Source organism: Mycobacterium sp. P2_H7 (assembly GCF_056403275.1).
In genome coordinates this window covers 1-21,757 of record NZ_JBFUFU010000008.1, presented here as the reverse complement: position 1 = coordinate 21,757, position 21,757 = coordinate 1, and the positions used below count along the sequence as shown (strand labels likewise).

The 21,757-nt window shown below is 66.6% G+C and carries 25 protein-coding genes and 1 pseudogene; 15 read left to right on the top strand and 11 right to left on the bottom strand.

Annotated elements, in window-relative coordinates; translation table 11 throughout:
• Positions 1 to 65: 65 nt before the first annotated feature.
• Positions 66 to 278: a hypothetical protein gene (locus tag AC1DY7_RS11645; RefSeq protein ID WP_477493843.1), complete on the top strand. Its 213-nt coding sequence runs from the start codon at positions 66 to 68 to the stop codon at positions 276 to 278.
• Positions 279 to 282: 4 nt separating this feature from the next.
• Here the strand turns inward: AC1DY7_RS11645 and AC1DY7_RS11640 are convergent, their stop codons facing one another.
• The 6 genes from AC1DY7_RS11640 to AC1DY7_RS11615 all read right to left on the bottom strand — a co-directional run bounded on the left by AC1DY7_RS11640 (position 283) and on the right by AC1DY7_RS11615 (position 4,914).
• On the bottom strand, positions 283 to 1,164 hold the full coding sequence (locus AC1DY7_RS11640; protein ID WP_477493842.1) for a 5-oxoprolinase/urea amidolyase family protein: 882 nt from the start codon (positions 1,162 to 1,164) through the stop codon (positions 283 to 285).
• Between the two features lie 61 nt (positions 1,165 to 1,225).
• Positions 1,226 to 1,870: a 5-oxoprolinase subunit B family protein gene (locus AC1DY7_RS11635; protein WP_477493841.1), complete on the bottom strand. Its 645-nt coding sequence runs from the start codon at positions 1,868 to 1,870 to the stop codon at positions 1,226 to 1,228.
• A 74-nt stretch (positions 1,871 to 1,944) separates the two neighbouring features.
• Positions 1,945 to 2,628: a queuosine precursor transporter gene (locus AC1DY7_RS11630; RefSeq protein WP_477493840.1), complete on the bottom strand. Its 684-nt coding sequence runs from the start codon at positions 2,626 to 2,628 to the stop codon at positions 1,945 to 1,947.
• A 37-nt stretch (positions 2,629 to 2,665) separates the two neighbouring features.
• Positions 2,666 to 3,604, bottom strand: a complete 939-nt coding sequence (locus tag AC1DY7_RS11625; protein WP_477493839.1) for an ABC transporter substrate-binding protein — start codon at positions 3,602 to 3,604, stop codon at positions 2,666 to 2,668.
• Positions 3,605 to 3,615: 11 nt separating this feature from the next.
• Entirely contained in the window at positions 3,616 to 4,308 is a 693-nt protein-coding gene (locus tag AC1DY7_RS11620) for a maleylpyruvate isomerase family mycothiol-dependent enzyme (protein ID WP_477493838.1), read from the bottom strand.
• Positions 4,309 to 4,317: 9 nt separating this feature from the next.
• A complete protein-coding gene (locus AC1DY7_RS11615; protein WP_477493837.1) occupies positions 4,318 to 4,914 on the bottom strand; it encodes a TetR/AcrR family transcriptional regulator C-terminal domain-containing protein in 597 nt (198 codons plus the stop codon).
• A 78-nt stretch (positions 4,915 to 4,992) separates the two neighbouring features.
• On the opposite strand from AC1DY7_RS11615, the gene AC1DY7_RS11610 reads away from it, so the two are divergent.
• The 6 genes from AC1DY7_RS11610 to AC1DY7_RS11585 are packed head-to-tail and all read left to right on the top strand — an operon-like array spanning position 4,993 to position 10,682.
• Positions 4,993 to 5,976, top strand: coding sequence for a nitrilase-related carbon-nitrogen hydrolase (locus AC1DY7_RS11610; protein WP_477493836.1), 984 nt, complete (start codon positions 4,993 to 4,995; stop codon positions 5,974 to 5,976).
• Entirely contained in the window at positions 5,973 to 6,986 is a 1,014-nt protein-coding gene (locus AC1DY7_RS11605; RefSeq protein WP_477493835.1) for an agmatine deiminase family protein, read from the top strand. The genes AC1DY7_RS11610 and AC1DY7_RS11605 overlap by 4 nt, the downstream gene beginning before the upstream one ends.
• On the top strand, positions 6,987 to 8,612 hold the full coding sequence (locus tag AC1DY7_RS11600; RefSeq protein WP_477493834.1) for an amidohydrolase: 1,626 nt from the start codon (positions 6,987 to 6,989) through the stop codon (positions 8,610 to 8,612).
• A gap of 11 nt (positions 8,613 to 8,623) precedes the next feature.
• Positions 8,624 to 9,967 carry an APC family permease gene (locus AC1DY7_RS11595; RefSeq protein ID WP_477493833.1) on the top strand — a complete coding sequence of 448 codons (1,344 nt, stop codon included), beginning with the start codon at positions 8,624 to 8,626 and terminating at the stop codon, positions 9,965 to 9,967.
• Between the two features lie 35 nt (positions 9,968 to 10,002).
• The gene (locus AC1DY7_RS11590) at positions 10,003 to 10,329 is read left to right on the top strand and encodes a hypothetical protein (RefSeq protein WP_477493832.1); all 327 of its coding nucleotides are present in this window, start codon (positions 10,003 to 10,005) and stop codon (positions 10,327 to 10,329) included.
• A 26-nt stretch (positions 10,330 to 10,355) separates the two neighbouring features.
• A complete protein-coding gene (locus AC1DY7_RS11585; protein WP_477493831.1) occupies positions 10,356 to 10,682 on the top strand; it encodes a heme-binding protein in 327 nt (108 codons plus the stop codon).
• Between the two features lie 18 nt (positions 10,683 to 10,700).
• Here AC1DY7_RS11585 and AC1DY7_RS11580 read toward each other — a convergent pair whose 3' ends face one another.
• A complete protein-coding gene (locus AC1DY7_RS11580; RefSeq protein ID WP_477493830.1) occupies positions 10,701 to 11,105 on the bottom strand; it encodes an organic hydroperoxide resistance protein in 405 nt (134 codons plus the stop codon).
• A gap of 174 nt (positions 11,106 to 11,279) precedes the next feature.
• Between AC1DY7_RS11580 and AC1DY7_RS11575 the strand changes: the two genes are divergently transcribed.
• Positions 11,280 to 12,848 (top strand): FAD-dependent monooxygenase, encoded by a 1,569-nt coding sequence (locus AC1DY7_RS11575; RefSeq protein WP_477493829.1) that lies wholly within the window; start codon positions 11,280 to 11,282, stop codon positions 12,846 to 12,848.
• Here AC1DY7_RS11575 and AC1DY7_RS11570 read toward each other — a convergent pair.
• Complete coding sequence (locus AC1DY7_RS11570) at positions 12,845 to 13,870, bottom strand: alcohol dehydrogenase catalytic domain-containing protein (protein WP_477493961.1); 1,026 nt, start codon at positions 13,868 to 13,870, stop codon at positions 12,845 to 12,847. The genes AC1DY7_RS11575 and AC1DY7_RS11570 overlap by 4 nt on opposite strands.
• Before the next feature lie 2 nt (positions 13,871 to 13,872).
• Positions 13,873 to 15,783, bottom strand: coding sequence for a flavin-containing monooxygenase (locus AC1DY7_RS11565; RefSeq protein ID WP_477493828.1), 1,911 nt, complete (start codon positions 15,781 to 15,783; stop codon positions 13,873 to 13,875).
• A gap of 267 nt (positions 15,784 to 16,050) precedes the next feature.
• On the opposite strand from AC1DY7_RS11565, the gene AC1DY7_RS11560 reads away from it, so the two are divergent.
• The 3 genes and pseudogenes from AC1DY7_RS11560 (at position 16,051) to AC1DY7_RS11550 (ending at position 17,256) form a co-directional block, all read left to right on the top strand.
• Positions 16,051 to 16,290, top strand: a complete 240-nt coding sequence (locus AC1DY7_RS11560) for a DUF3349 domain-containing protein (protein ID WP_477493827.1) — start codon at positions 16,051 to 16,053, stop codon at positions 16,288 to 16,290.
• Positions 16,291 to 16,586: 296 nt separating this feature from the next.
• Positions 16,587 to 16,754 (top strand): annotated as a pseudogene (locus AC1DY7_RS11555) (WXG100 family type VII secretion target); the annotation flags it as partial.
• Between the two features lie 109 nt (positions 16,755 to 16,863).
• Positions 16,864 to 17,256: an ankyrin repeat domain-containing protein gene (locus tag AC1DY7_RS11550; RefSeq protein WP_477493826.1), complete on the top strand. Its 393-nt coding sequence runs from the start codon at positions 16,864 to 16,866 to the stop codon at positions 17,254 to 17,256.
• A gap of 66 nt (positions 17,257 to 17,322) precedes the next feature.
• Here AC1DY7_RS11550 and AC1DY7_RS11545 read toward each other — a convergent pair whose 3' ends face one another.
• Positions 17,323 to 17,874, bottom strand: a complete 552-nt coding sequence (locus AC1DY7_RS11545; RefSeq protein ID WP_477493825.1) for a YaeQ family protein — start codon at positions 17,872 to 17,874, stop codon at positions 17,323 to 17,325.
• Positions 17,875 to 17,989: 115 nt separating this feature from the next.
• Between AC1DY7_RS11545 and AC1DY7_RS11540 the strand changes: the two genes are divergently transcribed.
• The 4 genes from AC1DY7_RS11540 to AC1DY7_RS11525 all read left to right on the top strand — a co-directional run bounded on the left by AC1DY7_RS11540 (position 17,990) and on the right by AC1DY7_RS11525 (position 21,612).
• Positions 17,990 to 18,925 carry a mechanosensitive ion channel family protein gene (locus AC1DY7_RS11540; protein ID WP_477493960.1) on the top strand — a complete coding sequence of 312 codons (936 nt, stop codon included), beginning with the start codon at positions 17,990 to 17,992 and terminating at the stop codon, positions 18,923 to 18,925.
• Positions 18,926 to 18,983: 58 nt separating this feature from the next.
• On the top strand, positions 18,984 to 19,607 hold the full coding sequence (gene phoU, locus AC1DY7_RS11535) for a phosphate signaling complex protein PhoU (RefSeq protein ID WP_477493824.1): 624 nt from the start codon (positions 18,984 to 18,986) through the stop codon (positions 19,605 to 19,607).
• A gap of 130 nt (positions 19,608 to 19,737) precedes the next feature.
• A complete protein-coding gene (locus AC1DY7_RS11530) occupies positions 19,738 to 20,244 on the top strand; it encodes a hypothetical protein (protein WP_477493823.1) in 507 nt (168 codons plus the stop codon).
• 204 nt (positions 20,245 to 20,448) lie between these two features.
• The gene (locus AC1DY7_RS11525) at positions 20,449 to 21,612 is read left to right on the top strand and encodes a GGDEF domain-containing protein (RefSeq protein ID WP_477493822.1); all 1,164 of its coding nucleotides are present in this window, start codon (positions 20,449 to 20,451) and stop codon (positions 21,610 to 21,612) included.
• Here AC1DY7_RS11525 and AC1DY7_RS11520 read toward each other — a convergent pair.
• A partial coding sequence (locus tag AC1DY7_RS11520) for a DUF5078 domain-containing protein (protein ID WP_477493959.1) occupies positions 21,609 to 21,757 on the bottom strand: 149 nt, incomplete at its 5' end. The genes AC1DY7_RS11525 and AC1DY7_RS11520 overlap by 4 nt on opposite strands.

The window sequence follows — 21,757 nt, the reverse complement described above, 5'->3', positions numbered from 1 at the left end:
TTGACCCAACGGCGAAACAAGCCGACAAGACAGACCAAAAGAACACTCACACAAAGGATTTGGACATGATCAAGGCAATCTTGCTCCCCATCGCAGCCGCCGGTTTCATCGCCGCAGGAGCACTCGGCATGGCCGGCCATGCGTCCGCGGCCACCATCGCCACCGGCCCCGGCTACTCCTACAGCCCCGAGGTCAAGGCGCAGCCGGCCCCGAGCATGCAGCCCGGCTGGCAAGCCCACCACGGCCCGACGCGCATCGCCATTCTGCAGAACCGCTGAGCTGTTACCGCGCGGGGACCCGCGGGTGCGACCAGTGCAGCCGAATGGTCTGCCCGGGACGTGCCTGGCCCACCTTGTCCAGGTCGGCGTCCCTGATCACCCCGATCACCGGGTAACCGCCGGTCACGGGGTGGTCGGGGCCCAGGATCACCGGGAAACCGTTCGGCGGGACCTGAATTGCGCCACGGGTGGCGCCCTCGCTGGGCAGCTGCCGATCGGGCCAGCGGTACTCCAACGGCATGCCCATCAGGCGCATTCCGACCCGGTCGCTGCGGTTGGTGACGAGCCAGTTGGTGCGGACCAGGATGTCGGCGTCGACGAACCAGTCGTCACGCGGGCCCGGCACCACGTTCATCTCCAGGATGTCGGGCTCGATCGAAGCCACCGGCGCCTGATCCAGCTCCGGGAACTCGGCAGTGTGCTCACCCACCGGCAGCACGTCGCCGGCCTGCAGTGGGCTCGGGCCGATCGCGGACATCACGTCGTAGCTGCGCGAACCCAGTACCGGGGCCACGTCGATGCCGCCGCGCACCGCGAGGTAGCTGCGCAACCCGGAGTGCGGCGCCCCCAGCGAGATCACCTCGCCGTCATGGGCGTAGTGAATGCTGTTGGTGCCGAACGGTTTTCCATTGACCGAAGGATCAGTGTCGGCGCCGGTCACCGCGATCGCCACGTCCCCGCCCCGCACCCGCGCCGAGAAACCGCCGAACGTCACCTCGACGGTGGCGTGCTCACCGGGGTTGGCAACCAGCCGGTTGGCCAAGGTGTGGGCGCGCCGGTCGGCGGCACCTGACCGGGTGACACCCATGTGCGCCAGGCCAGGCCGGCCCAGGTCTTCCACCAGGGCCAGCGGCCCGGTGCGCAGTACTTCCAGCGTGACGCTCATGCGATTTCCTCGCAGGCTCGGATCTCGCATGCTGATTGTCGATTCGCTCCGCAAGCGTCGCTCATGATCCCTCCTGGAATCGGACGGTCATCCCCGGCACCAGCAGGGCGGGCCGGTCGCGGTGGATATCCCACATGACGGCGTCGGTGCGCCCGATCAGCTGCCAGCCACCGGGGGTCTCACGCGGATACACCCCGCTGAACTCGCCGGCCAGACCCACCGCGCCGGCCGGCACCCGGGTCCTGGGCTCGGAACGACGCGGTACGTGCAGGCGAGGATCTCCACCGACCAGATAGGCGAAACCCGGTGCGAATCCGCCGAACCCAACCTGCCACAGGCTGTCGGTGTGGGCGGCGATCACCTGGTCCGGGCTCAGGCCGGTCAGCTCCGCCACTGCGTCGAGGTCGGCGCCGTCGTAGACGACGTCGATCACCACGTCGGGTCCGGCCGGTGGTGCGGTGGCTTCGTGCTCGACCCGCACCGTGCCCAGCCGTTGCCGCGTCGGGGCCAGATACCGCGGCCCCGCCAGCTTCAGCAGGATGGTGCGCGAGGCAGGAACGATGTCGACCACACCGAGCAGGTCGGCGTGGCGGATGGCAGCGGCCCAGGCCAATACCTCGGGGGTGCTGCCGAACTCGAGGAGCAGTGCCTGATCCCCGTATTCACGAACGGTGCTGAGCACCGGCGAATCCGTTGTGACGGTCATCTACCAACGCTACCGCCGAGTAAGTTCTTTGCACCGCGGTCTATGAGCTTTGCCAGAGGAGCCTTAGGGCCTGTTTAGGCGGCCAGCGCGTACGTCGGTTCATGGCGCTTCACATACGAGATCACCCGGTAGGTGACCGGCAGCATGATCACCTCGACCGCGGTCTTGTAGAGCCAGCCGAGGGCGGTGTAGACGGCCAGGTCCTTGAACGTCGTGATGCCGATGGCCCCCGCCGCGATGGTGCAGAACACCAGGGTGTCACCGAGCTGCCCGGCGAAGGTAGACCCGACCAGCCGCGCCCACAGGTGCTTCTCCTTGGTGCGCTCCTTGATGGCCACCACGACCCAGGCGTTGATGGTCTGCCCGACGATGAATCCGGCCAGGCCGGCGATGATCAGCTGGGTGTAGGCGTGCACGACGTTCTCCAGGTGCGGCTGGTTCTCGTAGAAGTCCGCCGCCGGGAGGTACAGGGTGACCCAGAACATCAGCGCCGCCAGGATGTTCATCGCGAAGCCCAGCAGGATGGCCTTGCGGGCGGCCTTGAATCCGTAGACCTCGGAGAGCACGTCACCGATCACGTAGGTCAGCGGGAACACGATGAAACCGCCGTCGGTGAGGATGGGCCCGAACGCGACGCCTTTGGTCGCGGTGACATTGGAGATGATGATCAGGGCGGTGAACACCGCCACGAAGACCGGATAGTAGGCCGAGCCGGTCTGCGCGAAACGGGTCGGCTCGCGGTGCTCGGTGCTGGTCACCCGGATATCTTGTCAGGCCGTTCCTGTGGGTCGGTTGCTAGCCCACCGCGGTGGCGAGCAGCGTCGGCAGCCGGTCGGCGACCACGGGCAGTGACAACGGCGACGAGTAAGCGATGGCCGCCGCCAGCTCTGGGTCGGTGAAGACGTTGTGCTTCTTGCGGGCCGCGATCTCCGGATCGGCCAGCAGCGCGTCGCGCGCGGCGTCGCTGTCGGTGGTCCAGATCAGGACGTCGGCGCTGCCGAGCTCGGTTTTGAACTTGTCGCGCGGCACGGGTGAATCCACCGTGGGCACCGAGAAGCCGAGCTCGGTGAGGAATTCGCTGCGCCATCCCGAGCAGACCAGCAGGTGGTCGGCGCTGAGCGTGCCCTCCAGCAGCAGAGCGGTGTGGCCGGCGAACTGCCCGCTGTTCTTGCCCGCGGTGGTGAATGTGGTGTCCACATCGGTGACGAGCTTCTGCATCTCGTCGTGCTTGAACACCGCCTGACCGATGGTGCCGGCCTGGTCCTTCCACGGCTCGAAGAAGGCCTCCTGACCGGACTGCGCGACGGTCGGGGCGATGGCCGAGAGCTTCGTGTAGGTGTCCTTGTCCAGCCCCGCGTTGGTGGCCACGATCAGGTCCGGTTTGAGCGCGGCGATGGCGTCGGTGTCGATGCCGTTGGCGAGGTTCAGCACCGCAGGCTGCGCCGTGCCGAGTTTCGCAATGGCCCACGGCCACACGCCGAACGGCTGCGCGCCGAACCAGTCCGTCACCGCGATCGGTACGACACCGACCGCCAGCAGGAAGTCCGCGTCGTTGAGACCCGCGCTGACCACCCGCTTGGGTGGGGACGGGATCTTGGTCTCGCCGAAGGCGTGCTTGACGGTCACCGAGCCGTCCTTGGCCACCGTGCCCGGCGCCTCGCGACCGCACGCGGCCAGCAGTGCCACCCCCGCGGTCATCCCCAGGAAGCCGCGCCGGGACAGATGTGTCGACACGCTGCGAGAGTCTACGGAGTCAGCGCCAGTCCGAGGGTGCGACGGGCGGCAGTCTCGTCGCCGTCGATGCGGGCGACGGCCGCCAGGTCCTGGCGCTTCCAGAGGCCGAGGTAGAGCGCGTGGGCGTCGGCGGTGACGGTGGCGACTGGCTCGCCGTCGCCCAGAGTCCACGTGTCCGCGGTGTCGGCGGCGACGAGCCGCACGGGATCGGCCACCGGCCCCGTGCGCTCCAGATGCAGCTGGCGCGGGTAGAACATCGACGTCACTTCGTCGACGCCGTCGGCCGCGAACGCCGCGTCGAACGACGGGGTGGTACCGAAGGCGGATTCCAGGTCGACGCGGTGGATCGCGTGCTCGTGGGCCTGGCGCCGGATCCACCACCCGGCTTCCCGGGGTTTGGGCCCGAAGTTCCAGCAGGGCTCGTCGGCCGTGATCGCCCGCATCGCGGTGAGGAAGTCAGGGATGCCGTCCACGAAATCCGCGACGGGCGACGGTCCCGGTTCCGGGGTCGACTGCGGTTCCCGCCCGCGCAGGATCGAACGCACCCAGGTCTCGACCACCCAGAGGTGGGCCAGCAGATCGGTGACCGTCCAGCCGGGGCACGTCGGGACTGTCCGGTCCAGATCGGGTCCGCCGGCCAGCGCGGTGGCCTGGATGGCGATCACGTCACCTTGCAGTTGTCGCAGCAGCGCATCGTGGTCCATGCGGGCAGATTACGGCGCGCCGATCCCGCGCAGCAGCACGGTCAGCCCGAACTCGAAAGCCTCGTCGGCGCGGCCGTGCCGGTTGTCGCCGGTGGCCAGCGCCGCGGCGAACTCCGGCCCGACCTCCGGGCTGGCACCCCACGGCGTCTCGGGGGCGGCCGCGTCCAGTGCGGAGCCGAGGACGAAGTTGTCGATGAGCGTGATGATGTGCAGGGTCTCGCTGGGCCCGAAGCCTGCCCGGGTCAGCGTCTCGGCCAGCGCGTTGTACATCTCGACGGCGTGCTGGCTGCTGACCGGGTAGGCCGTCATCAGCGGGATCAGCCGGGGATAGCGGGCGTAGCTGTGCCGATAGGACCGCATGATGGCGGCGACGACATCGGCCCACGGGCCGTCGAGTGCGGGCAGTTCGACCGCACTCATCGCCTTCTCGCGCAGCAGTTCGACGATCTGTTCGCGCCCGCTGACGTGGTTGTACAGCGACGACGGGCTGACCTTCAGCTTGCGGGCCAGGTCCGGGATGGTGAATCCGCCGGTCGCGTTGACCAGATCCATGGCCGCCCGCGTGATGCGGTCGGTGGACAGGATCGGAACGGGTGGTCTGCCCATGTGAATTCCCCCGAACACTTGCGAAGTCGTGGCTTCCATCACACAATAAACGAAACAAATTCGTTTTAGGGGATCGACATGCTGACCTTGACCGCCGGCGCACCCGAGCCGTTGTCGCGCACCACGGCCTCCGAGCGGCCGCCGCTGCGGGTCGCGCTCGTGCAACACCACTGGCGCGACGACGCCACCGAACTGGCCACAGTGCTGCGCGACGGCATCGACCGGGCCGCCGGCGAAGGAGCCCGGGTGGTCTTCCTGCCGGAGATCACCCTGCTGCGCTACCCGGCCGACACCCAGGCCGGCCCGAATCCCGGGGATGACGCGGAGGAGCTGACCGAAGGCCCGACCTTCGCCCTGGCTGCCGAGGCGGCCCGGGCCAACGGGATCTTCGTGCACGCCTCGCTCTACGAAAAGTCACCTGCCGCAGATGGTTTGGGTTACAACACGGCCATCCTGGTGTCCCCCGCCGGGGAACTGGTCGGGCGTACCCGCAAGATGCACATCCCCATCTCGGCCGGGTACTACGAAGACACCTACTTCCGGGCCGGCCCCGCAGAGGGCAACCCGTACCCGGTGTACGAACCCGAAGGGCTCGGCGCGCGCCTGGGCATGCCGACCTGTTGGGACGAATGGTTTCCCGAAGTGGCCCGCAACTATTCGCTGGGTGGGGCCGAGATCGTCGTCTACCCGACGGCTATCGGGTCCGAACCGGTGTTCCCGACGTTCGACACCCAACCGTTGTGGCAGCAGGTGATCGTCGCCAACGGCATCAACAGCGGACTGTTCATGGTGGTGCCCAACCGCACCGGCAACGAAGGCGCGCTGTCGTTCTACGGCTCGTCGTTCATCTCCGATCCGTACGGCCGTGTACTGGTGCAAGCGCCGCGGGACGAGGAAGCCGTGCTGGTCGCCGATCTGGATCTGGATCAGCGCCGCGACTGGCTTGAGCTGTTCCCGTTCCTACTGACCCGCAGGCCCGAGAGTTACGCCGGACTGACCGCACCGGTGGACGCCGAGCGTCCGTACGGCGAAGGTCATGCGGCGACGGCAGTCGTCAAATGACGTACCTGATGCCCGCCGAGGGCGCCCCGCAGGATCGGGTCTGGATGGCGTTCCCGTCGCAGGGATACTCGCTCGGCGACACCGAAGCCGAGCAGCACGAGGCCCGCTCCACCTGGGCGGCCGTCGCGCATGCCATCGCCGAATTCGAGCCGGTCACCATGCTGGTCGATCCCGCCGAGCGGGATGCGGCCAAACGCTATGTCTCCCAAGACATCGAGGTCGTCGAAGCGCCGTTGAACGATGCGTGGATGCGGGACATCGGGCCCACCTTCGTGCACGCCGCCGACGGTTCGGTGGCCGCGGTGGACTGGGTGTTCAACGGATGGGGCGCCCAGGACTGGGCCCGCTGGGACCGCGACGAGAAGATCGGGGCCACCGTCGCCGCGCTCGCAGGGGTTCCGGTGGTGGCCTCGGCGTTGGTCAACGAGGGTGGCGGTATCCAGGTCGACGGGCACGGCACGGTGCTGGTCACCGAGACCGTGCAGCTCGACCCCGGCCGAAATCCCGGACTGAGCAAGGAACAGGTCGAAGCCGAGCTGGCCTGCACCATCGGCGCGACCGATGTCGTGTGGTTGCCGCGTGGGCTCACACGTGACTCACAGCGTTTCGGTACCAGGGGGCATGTCGACATCGTCGCCGCCATCACGTCGCCGGGCCGGTTGCTGCTGCACTCCCAGACCGCCGATGAGCACCCGGACACGTTGGTGTCCAAGGAGATCCGAGGTGCCTTGGAAGACCTCTTCGAGATTGTGGAGATGCCCGCGCCCGCGGTCCTGCGCGACGCCGAGGGCTACGTCGACTACAGCTACATCAACCACCTGGTGGTCAATGGCGGTGTGATCGCCTGCAGCTTCGGCGATCCGCGCGATGCCGATGCCGTCGCCATCCTCGCCGAGCAGTATCCGGGGCGCCCTGTGGTGAGCGTGGACGCGCGGCCGCTCTTCGAGCGGGGCGGCGGAATCCATTGCATCACCCAGCAGCAGCCGTCACCGATAAGCCTGCGCGCGTAGATGTCCGGGCGTAGGGTGCCCAACGTGGCGACACTGTTTGACAACGGAACTATTTGGACTGGAGCGCAGACCTCGGACGCCCTCCTCGTCGCCGACGGCGTCGTGGTGGCGCTGGGGCAGCAGGCCCGCGACGCGCACGCCGACGAGATCGTCGACCTCCAGGGTGGATTCCTGATGCCGTCCTTCGGTGACGGGCACGCCCATCCGCTCTACGGCGGGCTGGAATCGGCAGGCCCACAGGTCCGCCCCTGCGGATCGGTCGACGAAATCGTCGCCGAGGTCGCCCGATTCGCCGCCGAGAACCCCGGCCTTGAGTGGATTGCCGGTGCGTCCTATGACGGCAGTCTGGTCCCGGGCGGTCTGTTCGACGCGCGCTGGCTCGACGCCGCAGTGCCCGACCGGCCGGTGGTGTTGCGTGCCTGGGACTATCACACGTTCTGGGTGAATTCCGTTGCACTGCAACGCGCCGGCATCACCGACGACACCCCGGATCCCGTCCTCGGGGAGATCCCGCGCCGCGACGACGGAACCGTCCTGGGCACCCTGCGGGAGTGGGGCGCCACCGACCTGGTGAGCGATGTCATGCCGCCACAGGACGAGGCGGTGCGCGTCGCTGCCCTCGGTACGGCCGCCGACTACTTCCTGGCCCGCGGCGTCACCTGGGTGCAGGACGCCTGGGTGGAACCCGCCGACGTCGACACCTATATCGCCGCCGCCACCGCGGGGGTGTTGCGGATGCGGTTCAACCTGGCGTTCTACGCCGACCCACGCCATTTCGACGCGCAGGTACAGCAATACGCGGCCGCGCGGGACCGGGTCCGCGAACTGGACTCGCCGCTGCTGACCGCGAACACGGTGAAGTTCTTCGCCGACGGGGTGGTGGAGAACGAGACCGGGGCGCTGCTCGCGCCGTACTGCTCGGGTTTGCACTCGCACGGTATGACGTTGTGGGAGGGCGACTCGCTGGCGCGGGCCGCCCAGAAGGTCGACGAGCTCGGTTTCCAGATCCACATCCACGCGATCGGTGACGCCGCGGTACGCCAAGCACTGGACGCCATCGAATACGTCGTGAAGCACAACGGCCCGCGGGACCGTCGCCCCGTCATCGCCCACGCCCAGCTGGTCGACGACGCCGACATCGACCGGTTCGCCGCGCTCGGGGTCATCCCCAACATGCAGCCGCTGTGGGCGCAGATGGACGCGCTGATGACGGTGCTGACCATTCCCCGGCTCGGCGTCGAACGTTCCGACAAGCAGTACCGCATGCACACCCTCGAAACATCGGGGGCGGCACTGGCATTCGGCTCCGATTGGCCGGTGTCCTCGGGGGCTCCGCTGGACGGGATCGCAGTCGCCGTCTCGCGGTGCACCGCTGAAGGCGACCCGCAAGGGGGCTGGATCCCAGAGGAGATCGTGCCCATCGAGCGGGCGCTGTCGTCCTACACCGCGGCGGTGGCCCACCAGGCCTTCGCCGAGAACACCTGGGGCCGCATCGTGCCGGGGGCCAGCGCCGATCTGGTCTGGCTGGACGGCGATCCCACCACCACCGCCGCGCTCGACCTCCCCGGATTGCGGGTACGCGGCACTTACTTGCAGGGCCGGCGTGCGTACGCAGCCGAACAGTGAAAGGCACCACCATGTCTGAGACGATCCCGGAGACCGAAGGCAACCTGAAACGGGTGCTCGGCCTGCCGTCGCTGGTCCTGTTCGGACTGGTGTACATGGTGCCGCTGACGGTGTTCACCACCTACGGCATCGTCACCGAGACCACGGGCGGCCGGCTGTCGGTGGCCTACCTGGTCACGCTGGCCGCCATGGTGTTCACCGCGCGTTCCTACGCACGGATGGCCACCGCGTATCCGGTGGCGGGATCGGCCTACACGTACACCCAGAAGTCGTTCGGCGCACCCATCGGCTTCCTCGCCGGCTGGTCGCTGCTGCTGGATTACCTGTTCCTGCCGATGCTCAACTACCTCGTCATCGGCATCTACCTGAACGCGGCCATCCCGGCCATCCCGGCGTGGCTGATCGTCCTCGTCACCATTGCGATCGTGACGGTGCTCAACATCGTCGGCATCGTGTCGGTCGACCGGGCCAACTTCCTGATCATCGGAATCCAGGCGATCTTCATCGTGGTGTTCGTCATCATGGCCTTCGTCGCCGTCTCGCACTCCGGCACGGTCGATGTGATGGCCCCGCTACGCGGCGACGGCACCGCGGGCGGCTTCGACCCGATCCTGGCAGGCGCGGCGATCCTGTGTCTGTCCTTCCTCGGGTTCGATGCGGTCTCAACGCTTTCCGAAGAGGCGAAGGATCCGAAGCGCACCGTCCCGCGGGCCATCATGATCGCCACCGTGGTGTCGGGACTGATCTTCATCGTCCTGTCCTACGTCTCGCAGTTGGTGTACCCGTCCAACCAGTTCGCCGATGTCGACTCCGGCTCACTGGAGGTCATGACCACCGCGGGTGGGCAGTTCCTGAACTCCTTCTTCACCGCGGCCTACGTCGCGGGTGCGCTCGGGTCGGCCATCACCTCGCAGGCGTCGGTCGCGCGCATCCTGTTCGCGATGGGCCGCGACGGAATCCTGCCGCGCAAGGTGTTCGGCCACGTCTCACTGCGTTTCAGCACACCGGTGTACGCGATCGCGTTCGTCTCCGTCATCTCGCTGGCGGCGATCTTCGTCGACCTGGCGTTGTTGGCGTCGGTCGTCAGTTTCGGTGCGCTGGTGGCATTCTCGGTGGTGAACCTGTCGGTGATCAAGCATTACTTCGTGGACCTGAAGGAACGCGAGGGCGCGCAGCTGCTCGGAAGTCTGGTGCTGCCGTTGATCGGTTTCGTGCTGACGCTGTGGCTGTGGACCAGTCTGTCCGGTACCGCCCTGGTCGTCGGGTTGATCTGGCTGGCCATCGGATTCGTCTGGCTGCTGGCGGTCACCCGCGGGTTCTCCCGGCCGACGCCGACCCTGGATCTGGCGGAGTAGCACCGGGGGCCGCCGGGCTGGCCTATCCTCACAGGGTGCGCACAGTCCAGCGGTACGCGATGACGGGTCTTGCTGCGGTGGCGTTGGCCATCCCGTTGGGCATCTCGTCGGCGCCGACGGCCGCGGCGGACTGCACCAACGCCAATGGGACGACGGTGTGCGCGCAAGGCAGCGTGCGGGGCCCCGACGGCGGGACCGGCGCAGGGTTCCAGGGACCGTACGTCCCGTACCCGTGCGAATACGACTGGCTGTGCGATGACGGCTTGTCCATCGCCATCGATCCGCCGGACCGACCGTGGCGTCCCGGTGGGGGCGGCGGTGGGGGTGGCCACCACGGTGGTGGTGGCCGCGGTGGAGGATAAGTGACCAACCGATTCGAGGAGCGCTGGTGAACACCTGGAAACGAGTCTTCGGGGCCGGACTGGCCGGGGCGGCCATCCTGGTCGGGACGGCCGCGCCGGCGCTGGCCGATCCGCCGCCCAATTGCACCGCGGGCGACCTCGCCGGGATCAGTGCGGGTGTCAGCGCGTCGACGTCGGTCTATCTGTTCACCCATCCGGATGTGAACGGATTCTTCACCAGCCTCAAGGATCTGGATCGCGACGCCAAACGTGAGCAGGTGCGCAACTACCTGGACGCCAATCCCGCGGTGCAGGCCGATTTCCAGGGTATTCGCCAGCCGCTGAAGGATTTCCGGGACCGCTGCCAGCACTGAACGGCGCGGCCGTGCCCGTCAGATGACGTTGATGGTCACCGGGATGTTGCCGCGGGTGGCCTTGGAGTAGGGGCACACTTCGTGCGCGGCGTCGACGATCTTGCGGGCTACCGCAGGGTCGACACCGGGGATGCTCACGTTGAGCCGAGCCTCAAGGGAGAAAGCGCCGTCGGTGTTGACCAGGTCCACCTCGGCGTCCACCGCGGTCTCGGCGGGCAGCTTCACGTCGTACTGGCCTGCGGTCAGTCCCATCGCGCTCAGGTAGCAGGCCGACCAGCCTGCGGCGAAGAGCTGCTCGGGGTTGGTGCCGGTGCCGTTGGCCCCGGGTGGGGTGAGCTGGATGTCGAGGTTGCCGTCAGCGCTGTAGGACTCACCTTGGCGACCACCGGTGGTGTGGGTTTTGGCGGTGTAGAGGACGGACATATCGGATGCTCCTCGGTTTGTCAGTTGTCAGTTGTCAGTTGTCATCGTCAGTTGTCATGCCAGGGTCATGTACTGGAACGGATGCGGTCGGCCGGATAATTCCGCATCCGCCGAGGCGGGCCGGAGCTAGAGGAAAAGCACCACAATCTATTTGCGTTCGGGCATACTTTCGGCGTGGCCGATACCGACGTACTCATCGCAGGCGCTGGACCGATCGGGCTGACCGCGGCCATCGAACTCGCCAGGCGTGGTGTCGCGGTACGCATCGTCGACCCACTGCTGGAACCCCCGCAGTACGCGAAGGCCGTTGGGGTACAGCCTCGTACATTGGAGCTGTTCGAGCGGATGGGGCTGCTCACCCAGGTGCTCGACGCCGCTGTGCAGCTACGCGGGCAGTTGATCTATGTCAACGGCCAGCCGGCCGGTCAGATCGAACTGGCACTGCCCGGCGACGTTCCCTTCCGCTTCATCGGCCTGCCGCAGTACGCCACCGAGCGCATTCTGCGTGACGAACTCGCCACCCGCGGCGTGGCGATCGAACGAGGGCTGCGTCTGAGCGGTTTCGAGCAGGACCCCGACGGTGTCTCCGCCACCCTGAGCGACGGGGACGGCGCGTTGCAGACCGTGTCCGCGAAGTATCTGGTCGGTGCGGACGGCGCCCATTCGATCGTCCGAAAGACTCTCGGACTGACCTTTGAAGGCGCCGCCTTCGAGGAGCAGTACATGCTCGGCGACGTCGAGGTGGACTGGTCACTGCCGACGGGCTACACGGTGCGGGCCATGCACCAGACCGACGGTGTCACCGATGATCTGCTGGTGTGCATCCCGCTGCCGGGGCGAGGGCGGTACCGAATGTCGATGCTGGTTCCGGACGACCTGAAAACAGCCACCGCTGGCGGTATCCAACACGGCTTCGAAGGTGCCAAAGCGCCTGAACTCCACCACATCCAGGCGGTGTTGGACCGGCTGTCGCCAGAACCGACGACGGCGAGGAACGTGCGCTGGTCGTCGGTGTTCCGGATCAGCCACCGGATTGTCGACGCCTATGGTTGGGGCCGGGTGTTCGTTGCCGGCGATGCCGCGCACATCCATCCGCCGACCGGCGCGCAGGGAATGAACACCGGAATTCAGGACGCGCACAACCTGGCATGGAAACTCGCGCTGGCCGTTTCCGGTCACGCTGGGCCGGCACTATTGGACAGCTATGACGCAGAGCGCCGGCCGATCGGTGAGGATGTGGTGGGGCGTACGGTGCGCAGTGCGCGCGAGGGCATGGGTGCCGACTCCACGGACATCGACTTCGTGATGCGCCGGGAGGCCCAGTTGTTGATCGACTACGCCGGCAGTCCGATCGTCGCCGAGGGTGCAGGCACCCGGGCACCCGACGCGCGCGGGTTGACCAGGGACGCGGTGACCGACCCATTCCGGTTGTTCACCCTGCTGACCGGAACGCGGCATGCGGTGTTGCTGTACGCCGATGCGGCAGCCACGGTGACCGCCCTGGAAACGGTTGCCGCGCAGGCACAGGACGCAGCGCACGGTCTGGTGGACGTGTATGTGATCGCGCATCCGGATGCCGCGGTCGATTCCATCGAGTTGCCGTTGATACGAGACAGCAAAGGCGATTTTGTGCGGGCCTACGCGGCGCCGGTCGCGGTGGTGCGTCCCGACGGCTATCTGGGATACGCCGGCCCGGCTGACACCGATGCAATGATCGCGTATTTCAAGCGCACCTTCGCCTAAGGCTCCAGCAGGATCTTCAGGTGCTCGCCCGAGCGGGACATGGCCGCGGCATATCCCGCCGCGGCAGCCTCTAATGGCATTGTGGTGGTGAAGATTCCGCTGACGTCCAAGCGGCCGGCCTGGAGCAGGGGAATCAGTTCGGGCCAGGTCTGCTGCACCGGTGCGGTGGTCAGGCGGATCGTCAGGCTGCGGATCAAGCAGGCCAATGCCGGCAACGGATAGGGCTGCAGGTCGTGCACGCCCACAATCGACACCGTGCCGCCGGTACGCACGGCGTCGATCGCATCGTTGATCGAAGTGTCGGTGCCGACGGCGTCGATCACCGAGTCCGCACCGAGTCCGTTGGTGAATTCGCGCACCGGCGCAGCCGATGGTGGGGACAACGGCACCGCGCCCCGCATCGCAGCCCGGTCGCGCCGGGCCTGCACCGGGTCGACCGCCAAAACCGTTGCGGCACCGAGGGCGAATGCGCTTTGCAGCGCGCACATCCCCACCGCCCCCAGCCCGATGACCACAACCGTGCCGCCGATCGGGATGTCGGCGCGTTTGGCGGCCGCCCAGCCGGTGGCCAGATTGTCGGTCAGCAGCAGAGCCTGGTCGGTGTCGATACCGTCCGGCAGGGCCAACAGCTGGAAGTCCGCGGAGGGCACGGCGAGCAGCTCGGCCTGGGCGCCGCCCAGGGCGCCCGACCCGAAGATCTGTGGGCCGCGTACACAACGGATAGGGTCGTGCGTCGCGCATCCGGCGCAGTGCCCACAGCCGGCGACCGAGGACACCAGCACCTGGTCGCCGGGTTTGAAACCGTGTACCTCGGAGCCGATCTCGACGACGGTACCGACCGCTTCGTGCCCCAGCGACACGGGGTCGATGATGGGGTAGTGGCCTTCCAGGAAGTGCAGGTCCGATCCGCAGATGCCGGTGGCGCTCACCTCGACGATCGCACCGTCGGGGCCCGGCAGCTCCGGGTCGGGCAGATCAGCGATGCTGATCTGGCCCGCACTGTCCACGACGACCGCACGCATACTCATGCCTCCTGGAAATCCCGCCAGACGGGTTCGTCTATGGCGGAACGGTATTCGGACAGTCGCCACGGGCTGACGGTGTGGATCTCGCCGTCGGCGTTCTTGAAGTAGGAATGCTTCACCGACGGGTGCGCCCACACCGTCTTGCGGATCGCCTCCTGGGACTTGGCATGCCACGCCGCGGTCGGCTGCGGCAGTGGCTCCATGGATCGCAGCCCCTCGGTGATGAGGTGCTCCAGGCACTGGTTGATGTATCGCATCTGCAGCTCGGAATTCATGATGAGGCTGCCGCCGTGCGCCAGGTGGGTACCGGGACCGTAGGTCATGAAGAAGTTGGGGAAGCCGGGCACGGTGATCCCGCGGTACGCGAACGGCCGAGTGCCCCATTCGTCGTGCAGGTCGGCACCGTCGCGGCCGGTGATGGTCATCGGGAACAGCACATCGGTGGCCCGAAAACCGGTGGCGTACACGATGATGTCGACCTCATGCTCGATGCCGTCGGCGGTGATCACGCCGGTCGGTGTGATCCGCTCGATCGGGGTGCGCACCAGCTCGACGTTGTCCCGCTTGAGGGTGGACAGCCAGCTGCCGTTGTCCTGCAAGGTGCGCTTGCCGGTGGCGGGATAGTCCGGCAAGACCTTGGCCAGCAGGTCGGGGTCATCGCCGACCTGGGTGGTGATCCAGTCGGTGAACATGATGCGGGCCATGGCGTTCATGTCGCTGACCGCGTTGCCCTGGTCGGCGTACTGCGGATCGACCCGAGCGGCGTCCAAGCCCTTGTCCGCGCCGGGCCACAGCAGCAGAAAGCGGTACCAGCGACCGTAATACGGCAGATGCGCCATCGCCCACCGGGCGCCGTCGGGCACCCGATCGTGATACATCGGGTTGGGGAACATCCACTGCGCGGTGCGCTGGAACACCGTCAGGTGTGCGACCTTGTCGGCGATGGCCGGGGCGATCTGGAACCCGCTCGCGCCCGCACCGACGAGTGCCACCCGCTTACCGGTGACATCGACGTCGTGGTTCCACTTCGCGGAGTGGAACGACGGGCCGGCGAACGTGTCGGCTCCGGGGAAGTCGGGGATCTGCGGCCGATTGAGCTGCCCGACCGCGGTGATGACCGCGTTGGCCTTCAGCGTCTGCGTTCCCTCGGCCGACCGCACCGTGACGTGCCAAAGGTCGTCTTGCCATGTTGCAGAGAGGACTTCGGTGTTCCATCGGATGTGGGCTTCCAGGTCGTGGCGGTCGACCACGTCACGGAAGTACCGGCGCAGCTCGGGCTGTTCGGCGAAGAAGTGCTCCCAGTGATTGCTCGGCTCGAAGCTGAAACAGTAGAAATGATTCGCCACATCCACCCGTGCGCCGGGATAGCTGTTCTCCCACCAGGTTCCGCCCGGTCCGGCATTCTTCTCCACGATGGTGAACGGGATGCCGGCCTGCTTGAGGCGCACCCCGGCCAGCACGCCGGACTCGCCGCAGCCGATGACGACGACGTGAAAGTCCTCGGCTGCGGTCAGCGCGGTGGGGCGGCGCGGGTCGATGCCTGCCAGGTCGAGTTCATCGAGCATCAGCGGCAGGTTGTCGTCGTCGACGGTCTCGCAGGCCGCCCAGTCGAGCATCTCCTTGACCAGCTCGGCGGGCAGGGGGTCGGGAACCGGGCAGCCGCGGTCGCGGTACGCGGCGATCACCGGCAGCGCGGCGGCGCGGGCACGGGCCTTGTCGTCCTCGCTCATGAAGCCCTGCACCTCATTGAGGAACAGGCCGGCCTGCTTGAAGTCGCTGATGTAGGACGGGTCGCCGGTGAGGTGCACCAGCGACAGCAGCAGGGTGGGGATGCTGACGTCCTCCAGGGCTGCCGCGATGTCGGCGTCGGAGGTGTCAAACGGCTGTCCGGCGTGGAAGCTGCGCGTCACGCCGAGTTACGCTACGCGCCGTAGCGTTATGGGACAAGGGTGGCTTCGACGACGACGCCGTACGAAGTTGAAGCCGGTGGAGCGAATGGTGTGCCGTACTACCGCGGAATGAACTGCGAGGCGACGCGCGGTGCGCTGCGACCGATTCTGACGTGATGCCGTCGTGGCGCGATCGACGATTGACCACGCTCAATTCGGGGTATGTCCGCCGGAAATCGCGGATGATCAGGGTTTCGGGGAAGGGTCGACGTGGACCGTTGGCGCAGAGTGATCGCGTTTGTGTGTGGCGGCGGTATCAGTCGTCTCGGGCTTCTTGCCACGCTGCCGCGTGCAGTGTCAGATGCCGAAGCCGAGGCGATTGCCGAGGATTTACTCGAGCAGGGCGGTCCGGTCACTGACGTCGAGATCGGCGCCGCGATTCTGGGGGTGACCGATCGTCCACCAGCTCCGGCGGAAATCGTCCGAATCCGTCGCCAGATCAGTGCACGTGACCGCCGGGCAGGATGAATGCGGTTGCGCGACTGCTGAGTAGGGGTTCCTGCCTCTAAGCTGTACGCACGCGCAGCGGGGGCTGCGGTCGCGGTGGGTGTGGGAACGCGATGTCTGATCAGTAGCGCGTCGAGTCGTCGGCTGTCTTCGCGACTGCTCAGGCGCTGAGCAATCACGCCGAAGAATTGCGCGAGGAGCTTGACCGACTCATTGGCCGAAACGTCGGCGCGATTGTCCGAGGCCGGGATGGCCTACGAGGAGCAGGACGCCGACTCCGCCCAGGCGGTGCACGCCGTCGCCGACCGGATGCTGCAATGACCGGCTACAAAGTGGACCTGGAGGTCCTGCTCGCCTTCGCCGACAGACTGCAAGCCTTCGAAGCGAGGGTTGAAGACCTGGCTGCCCAGGTGGATCAGCAGGTCAATGAACTGCATGGCACCTGGATGGGGGAGGGGGCCGACGCGCAGAAGACCCGCCATGACGAGTGGATGAAAGCCGAAGGGCAGATGCGCGAAAGCCTCACCCAGCTGCGCGAGGCGCTGCCCTGGCGCACCGCAACTACAGCGAAGCGATTGCCGCCAACGTCGCGATGTGGCCGGCGTGACTCAAGACGTCGACCAAGCGGGCCGCACACCCCTGCACTACGCCACCATCGACCCGCCGGTCGGGCTGAAAAACATTGCCGCCCAGACCAACCCCGCCTTGGCGGCCGACAACGCGCGCGTAGCCAAGGAATACCGCGTCACCAACACCACCCGGCTCCTTGAAGCGGGCGCGGACGTCAACGCCGCCAACACCAAGGGCGAAACGCCTCTGTACAAGGCGGTCCGCAACACCACCTCCGGTGCCGTCCCAATTACCCGACTGCTCCTCAGCCACGGCGCAGATGCCAACGCCCAGCTTTCCAACGGTTCCAGCCCGCTGAGCTTCGTCCGCCGCTCGCAAAGGCCCGGGGTGGTAGAACTTTTCGCCGACCTGCTCTGATAACGCTGACATCAGCGTCCGTGGCGCTGACTCTGTAGACCAGGCCAGCCACCCTGGCTCAGACGTTCACTTCAATGGCTCGGGCGTGAAGGTGACGTCGACACCGCCCACGGTCATCGTCACCTGACCTTCCATCAGCATCACCTGCGCCGAGACCCGTCGATCGACAGTCTGGGCCAGTTGCTGCACCGGTGCGTGCGGTATCTGTACCACTGACAGGTTCGACAGCCCCGCCACTTTGGGTCCCACAGTGCGCCACCAGGTGGCCACGCCGGCAGCGAACGGGAACAACACCACCTGTTCGGCCTGGCCGGCCGCCTTGCCCAAGGCGCGTTCATCGGGCTGGCCGACGTTGATCCACTCCAGGATCCGGCCCGTGTAGTCCGCGAGCCGCAGGTCGGGTACACCAGGGGTGGACAGGCCCGCCCCGAACGCCAACTCCCCGTCGACGTCGCTGAGCCGGTGTGCTCGCAGTCCGAATGCCAATAACCGCACCACCATCCGCTCATCGGTCTCACTGGGATGACGGGCAACGGTCAGCGTGTGATCGGCGTAGTAACCGTGATCGACATCGGAGACGCCGAGTTCGACTTTGAACACTGTTGCAGAAAGGGCCACGTCCTAGTGTCCACCCCGGTGGTGTTCCCCGAGCGGTCAGGCCGCCTCGCGTGATCGACACCCCCGCTGACGAGAGCAGGGTTTGCGGATCGGCCTGGATGGCTACGTCAACCTGATGGACGTTCACGCCCTAGCTTTCGACTGGACAGATACAAACCGGCATTGGCTCATCGAGGTGCCGACGCGCATCGTCATCTACACGGTGGTGGTGCTGGTCTTGCGGTACATCGCGCACCGGATGATCGACCGGGCCAGCGGCCAGCGGCGCAAGAGTGACGACAAACCCCAGGGTGGCCCCGCCATGTTGCGGACTCTGCGAGGCCGCATACCATCGCCCTCCGATCAGAAGAACGCCGAACGCCGACTTCAGCGGGCCCAGACGATCGGCTCGGTGCTCAAGTCGACGGTCTCGATCGTGCTGCTGGTGTGGTTGAGCCTGGCGGTTCTCAACGTGGTGGGCGTGAACATCGCGCCGTTCATCGCGTCCGCCGGTGTCATCGGACTGGCCATCGGGTTCGGTGCGCAGAACCTGGTCCGCGATTTCGTCTCCGGGGTGTTCATGCTGCTGGAGGACCAGTACGGCGTGGGAGACACCGTCGACTTGGGCGATGCGACCGGCGAGGTACAAAGCGTGGGGTTGCGGATCACCACGGTGCGCGATATCGACGGCACGCTCTGGTACGTCCGCAACGGCGAGATCGCCCGGGTCGGGAACATGAGTCAGGGCTACGCGGTGGCGCGTATCGAATTCCCGGTCGCCCTGACTGCCGACGTCGAACGCGCCGAGCAGGTCGCGGTCGATGCCGCCGCGGAGGCCGTGAAGGATCCCGGCATTGCGGAGAAGGTGCTGGGCGAACCCAAGATGCTCGGCGTCCAGGAGTGGTCGCCGGACCTGGTCAAGCTGCGGATGACCATCAAGACGCGGCCAAACGCGCAGTGGGCGGTGCAGCGCCGGCTGCGGCGCGAGATCCACCGCGCCTATGACGCCCACGACATCGACCTCCCCTATCCGCGCGGCAGGGTGCAGGCGGCCGCCGAGGCAGAGGTGTAATTCCAGGTCCGCAGGGGTATAGACCGGTCCATTCCTCACTTCGGACCTTTGGAGCCCCATGCGGACGGCATTTCAGGAGCAGCTCGCTGCCCTCACCACCGGGATGGCCGATTTATGCGAACTCAGTGGTGATGCCATGCACCAGGCGACGCATGCGCTCCTGGAAGCGGACCTGAGCGTCGCCGAAGACGTGCTGGATCGGCATGAGGACATCACCTACCGGTGCGGTCGGCTGGAAACCGAGGTGTTCACCGTGCTGGCGCTTCAGTCACCGGTCGCCGGGGACCTCCGCGCAGTGGTGAGCGCACTGAAGAACGTGGCCGACGCCGAACGGATGGGTGCCCTGGCCCTGCATGTCGCCAAGATCGTGCGCCGGCGGCACCCCGTCACCGCCGTACCGGATGAGGTCCGCGATGACTTCGCCGAGATGGGCCGCATCGCCGTGTGCATCGGCAATGACGCCAAACATGTTGTGCTCGAACATGATTCCGCGACGGCGGCGCAGGTGGCGCTTGATGACGAGGCCATGGACGACCTGCACAGGCATTTGTTCTCCGTCGTCATGAATTCTGACTGGCCGCACGGTGCGGCCGCCGCGGTCGACGTCACGCTGCTGAGCCGCTACTACGAACGGTTCGCCGATCACGCGGTGGAGATTGCCGGCCGGGTCATCTCTGCTTAGATTCAGCCGGATTCCATCGCACTGAAACCGCAGCTCGCCGCTGTCAATGAGCCGTGCGTACCCCTCCATCCGGACAGGGTTGCACCGGATAGGCCGACAATTTCACCGAAACCCCACTAATGTGCCCGGGATGAGATCCGTCCTGGCATCCACCGCGGCAGTGGCTGTCGCCTTGGTCGCCACGGCGTGCGGCACGTCCTATGGCACATCCGCTTCGCCGGTGCCGCAGCTTGCCGCCTACCCCGAAGAAACCCCAGGTGGCGCCCCGGTGACCCTGGGTGCCGCCACCGTCGCCGCACAAACCATCGTCGACCACTTCGCCGACGGCGACTACGCCGAGGTCTGGGAGCGGATGGCGCAGGATGTCCGCCACGGCATCACACGCTCCGACTTCGTCGAGTTCTACCAGACCTGCAAGAAGTCCGGGCCGCGTCTTTCCGTCTCGGGTTTGCGCATGGAGCCCGACGGGCAAGCGATCGTGCGGGTGGCGAACCACGGCGCGGGCGGGTCCCGGTTCATGGTCTATGAAGGCGGCGTGTGGAACATGCGGGCCACCGACGACTTCGCCGCCCACCTCGGCCAGCCGGTGCAACAAATCATCAGCGAAGAGAAGGCCGCCGGCATCTGCGACGGTTGAGGACGAACCGAATGACGTCGTCGTAAAACCGCAGGTTCTGTTTGCTCGTCATCGTTGCGGAATCACAAGTGCGAGGCGCGCTCCGTACGACCGGCAACGGCCATTTTTTCTGTAACACCGGCGATCTGGTGTGGATGTTTGCGTTGGGAATTGTCATCGGCCAAACGTCAATTAGTCCCGTTGCGTTTACCCTACACTTGCCCGATGGTTCTGAGCAGGCCCGATTCCCTTGCGGGACCGTGGATTCCCATTGAGGACCCCCGCGGATCCTCGGTGTCCAGAATGCTTGCCGGGTGGTGGCACACCCCGGTCGAATACGACGCTCAGGTCGCCTACTTCACCTCGCACGGACTCATGCGGGTCAACAAGGTCTTGATCGGTGCCGGCGTCATGATGGTCGCCGTCATCACGGCCATCATCCAATTCTCGCCGGCGGGACCGGGGGCCGTGCCGTCCCGCGTCCTGGCTGCGGCCTTCTCCGTCGGTGCCGCGGCGTGGGCGTTGAGGTGGTGGTTCGGCGGTTGGCCGAACAGGACGACGTCGCGGGTGTTCGTCGTGTACATGGATGTGTCCATGGCCATGTTCGCGCTGGTCAACACGAACGCGTCGGTTGTGGGGTTCGCGCCGACGGTCCTGGTCCTGCTGTCGTTCTACCTGGTTTTCTACGCGGGCGCGAAACTGCTTCTGCTGCACTCGGTCTGGATTTTCATCACGGTCTTGCTACTCGCGATCAATGCGGCCTACGACGCCGGTGGTGATATTGCGCTGGGGATCGTGAAGCTGATCGCCGGAGCCAGTTTGGCTTTTGCGCCGGTCGGCATTCAATTCGGCATCTGGACACTGCAGAACGAGGCCAACGAGTCGGTGCGCGACCCGCTGACCGGCCTGCTCAATCGCCGCGGAATGCGTCTACACCTGCGAAATCTGTTGTCTGGCAGAGCATCTGCCGCGGATCACATTGTCGTCATTCTCGCTGACCTGGACCGCTTCAAAGACATCAATGAGGTACACGGGCACGGTATCGGGGATGAGGTGCTCATCCGCAGCGCGCGCCGCATCCAGTTGGCCATCGGCCCGCACTCCGTCGTCGCGCGGGTGGGCGGGGAAGAGTTCCTGGTCACGGCGGTCATGCCCGCGGCCGACTGCGCGAGGGCTGCCGAACTCGTGTGTGCGGCGGTCTGCTCGCCCACCGATTCGGTGCCCGTCACCGGCAGCATCGGCGTGACCAGTGCGCCGGTCGCCGCCTTCGACACCGGGGCGGTCGACGCCGCCCTGGTCTGGGAGAGCCTGCTCGACAATGCGGATCAGGCGATGTTCCAAGCCAAGCGGGCCGGTGGGAACCAGTCGGTGTTCTTGTCGGGTGGTTAGTGCCAGTCCCAGACGGACATGTCGTTGGCGGGGTAGTTCTGGCAGATGTCGGTGGTGTGGGCGGCGACGCCTTTGTTGTTGAAGAACAGTTTGGCCCAGTTGGGCCAGCGCCAGGCCATGTTTTCGTAGAAGGCGTTGGTGGCGG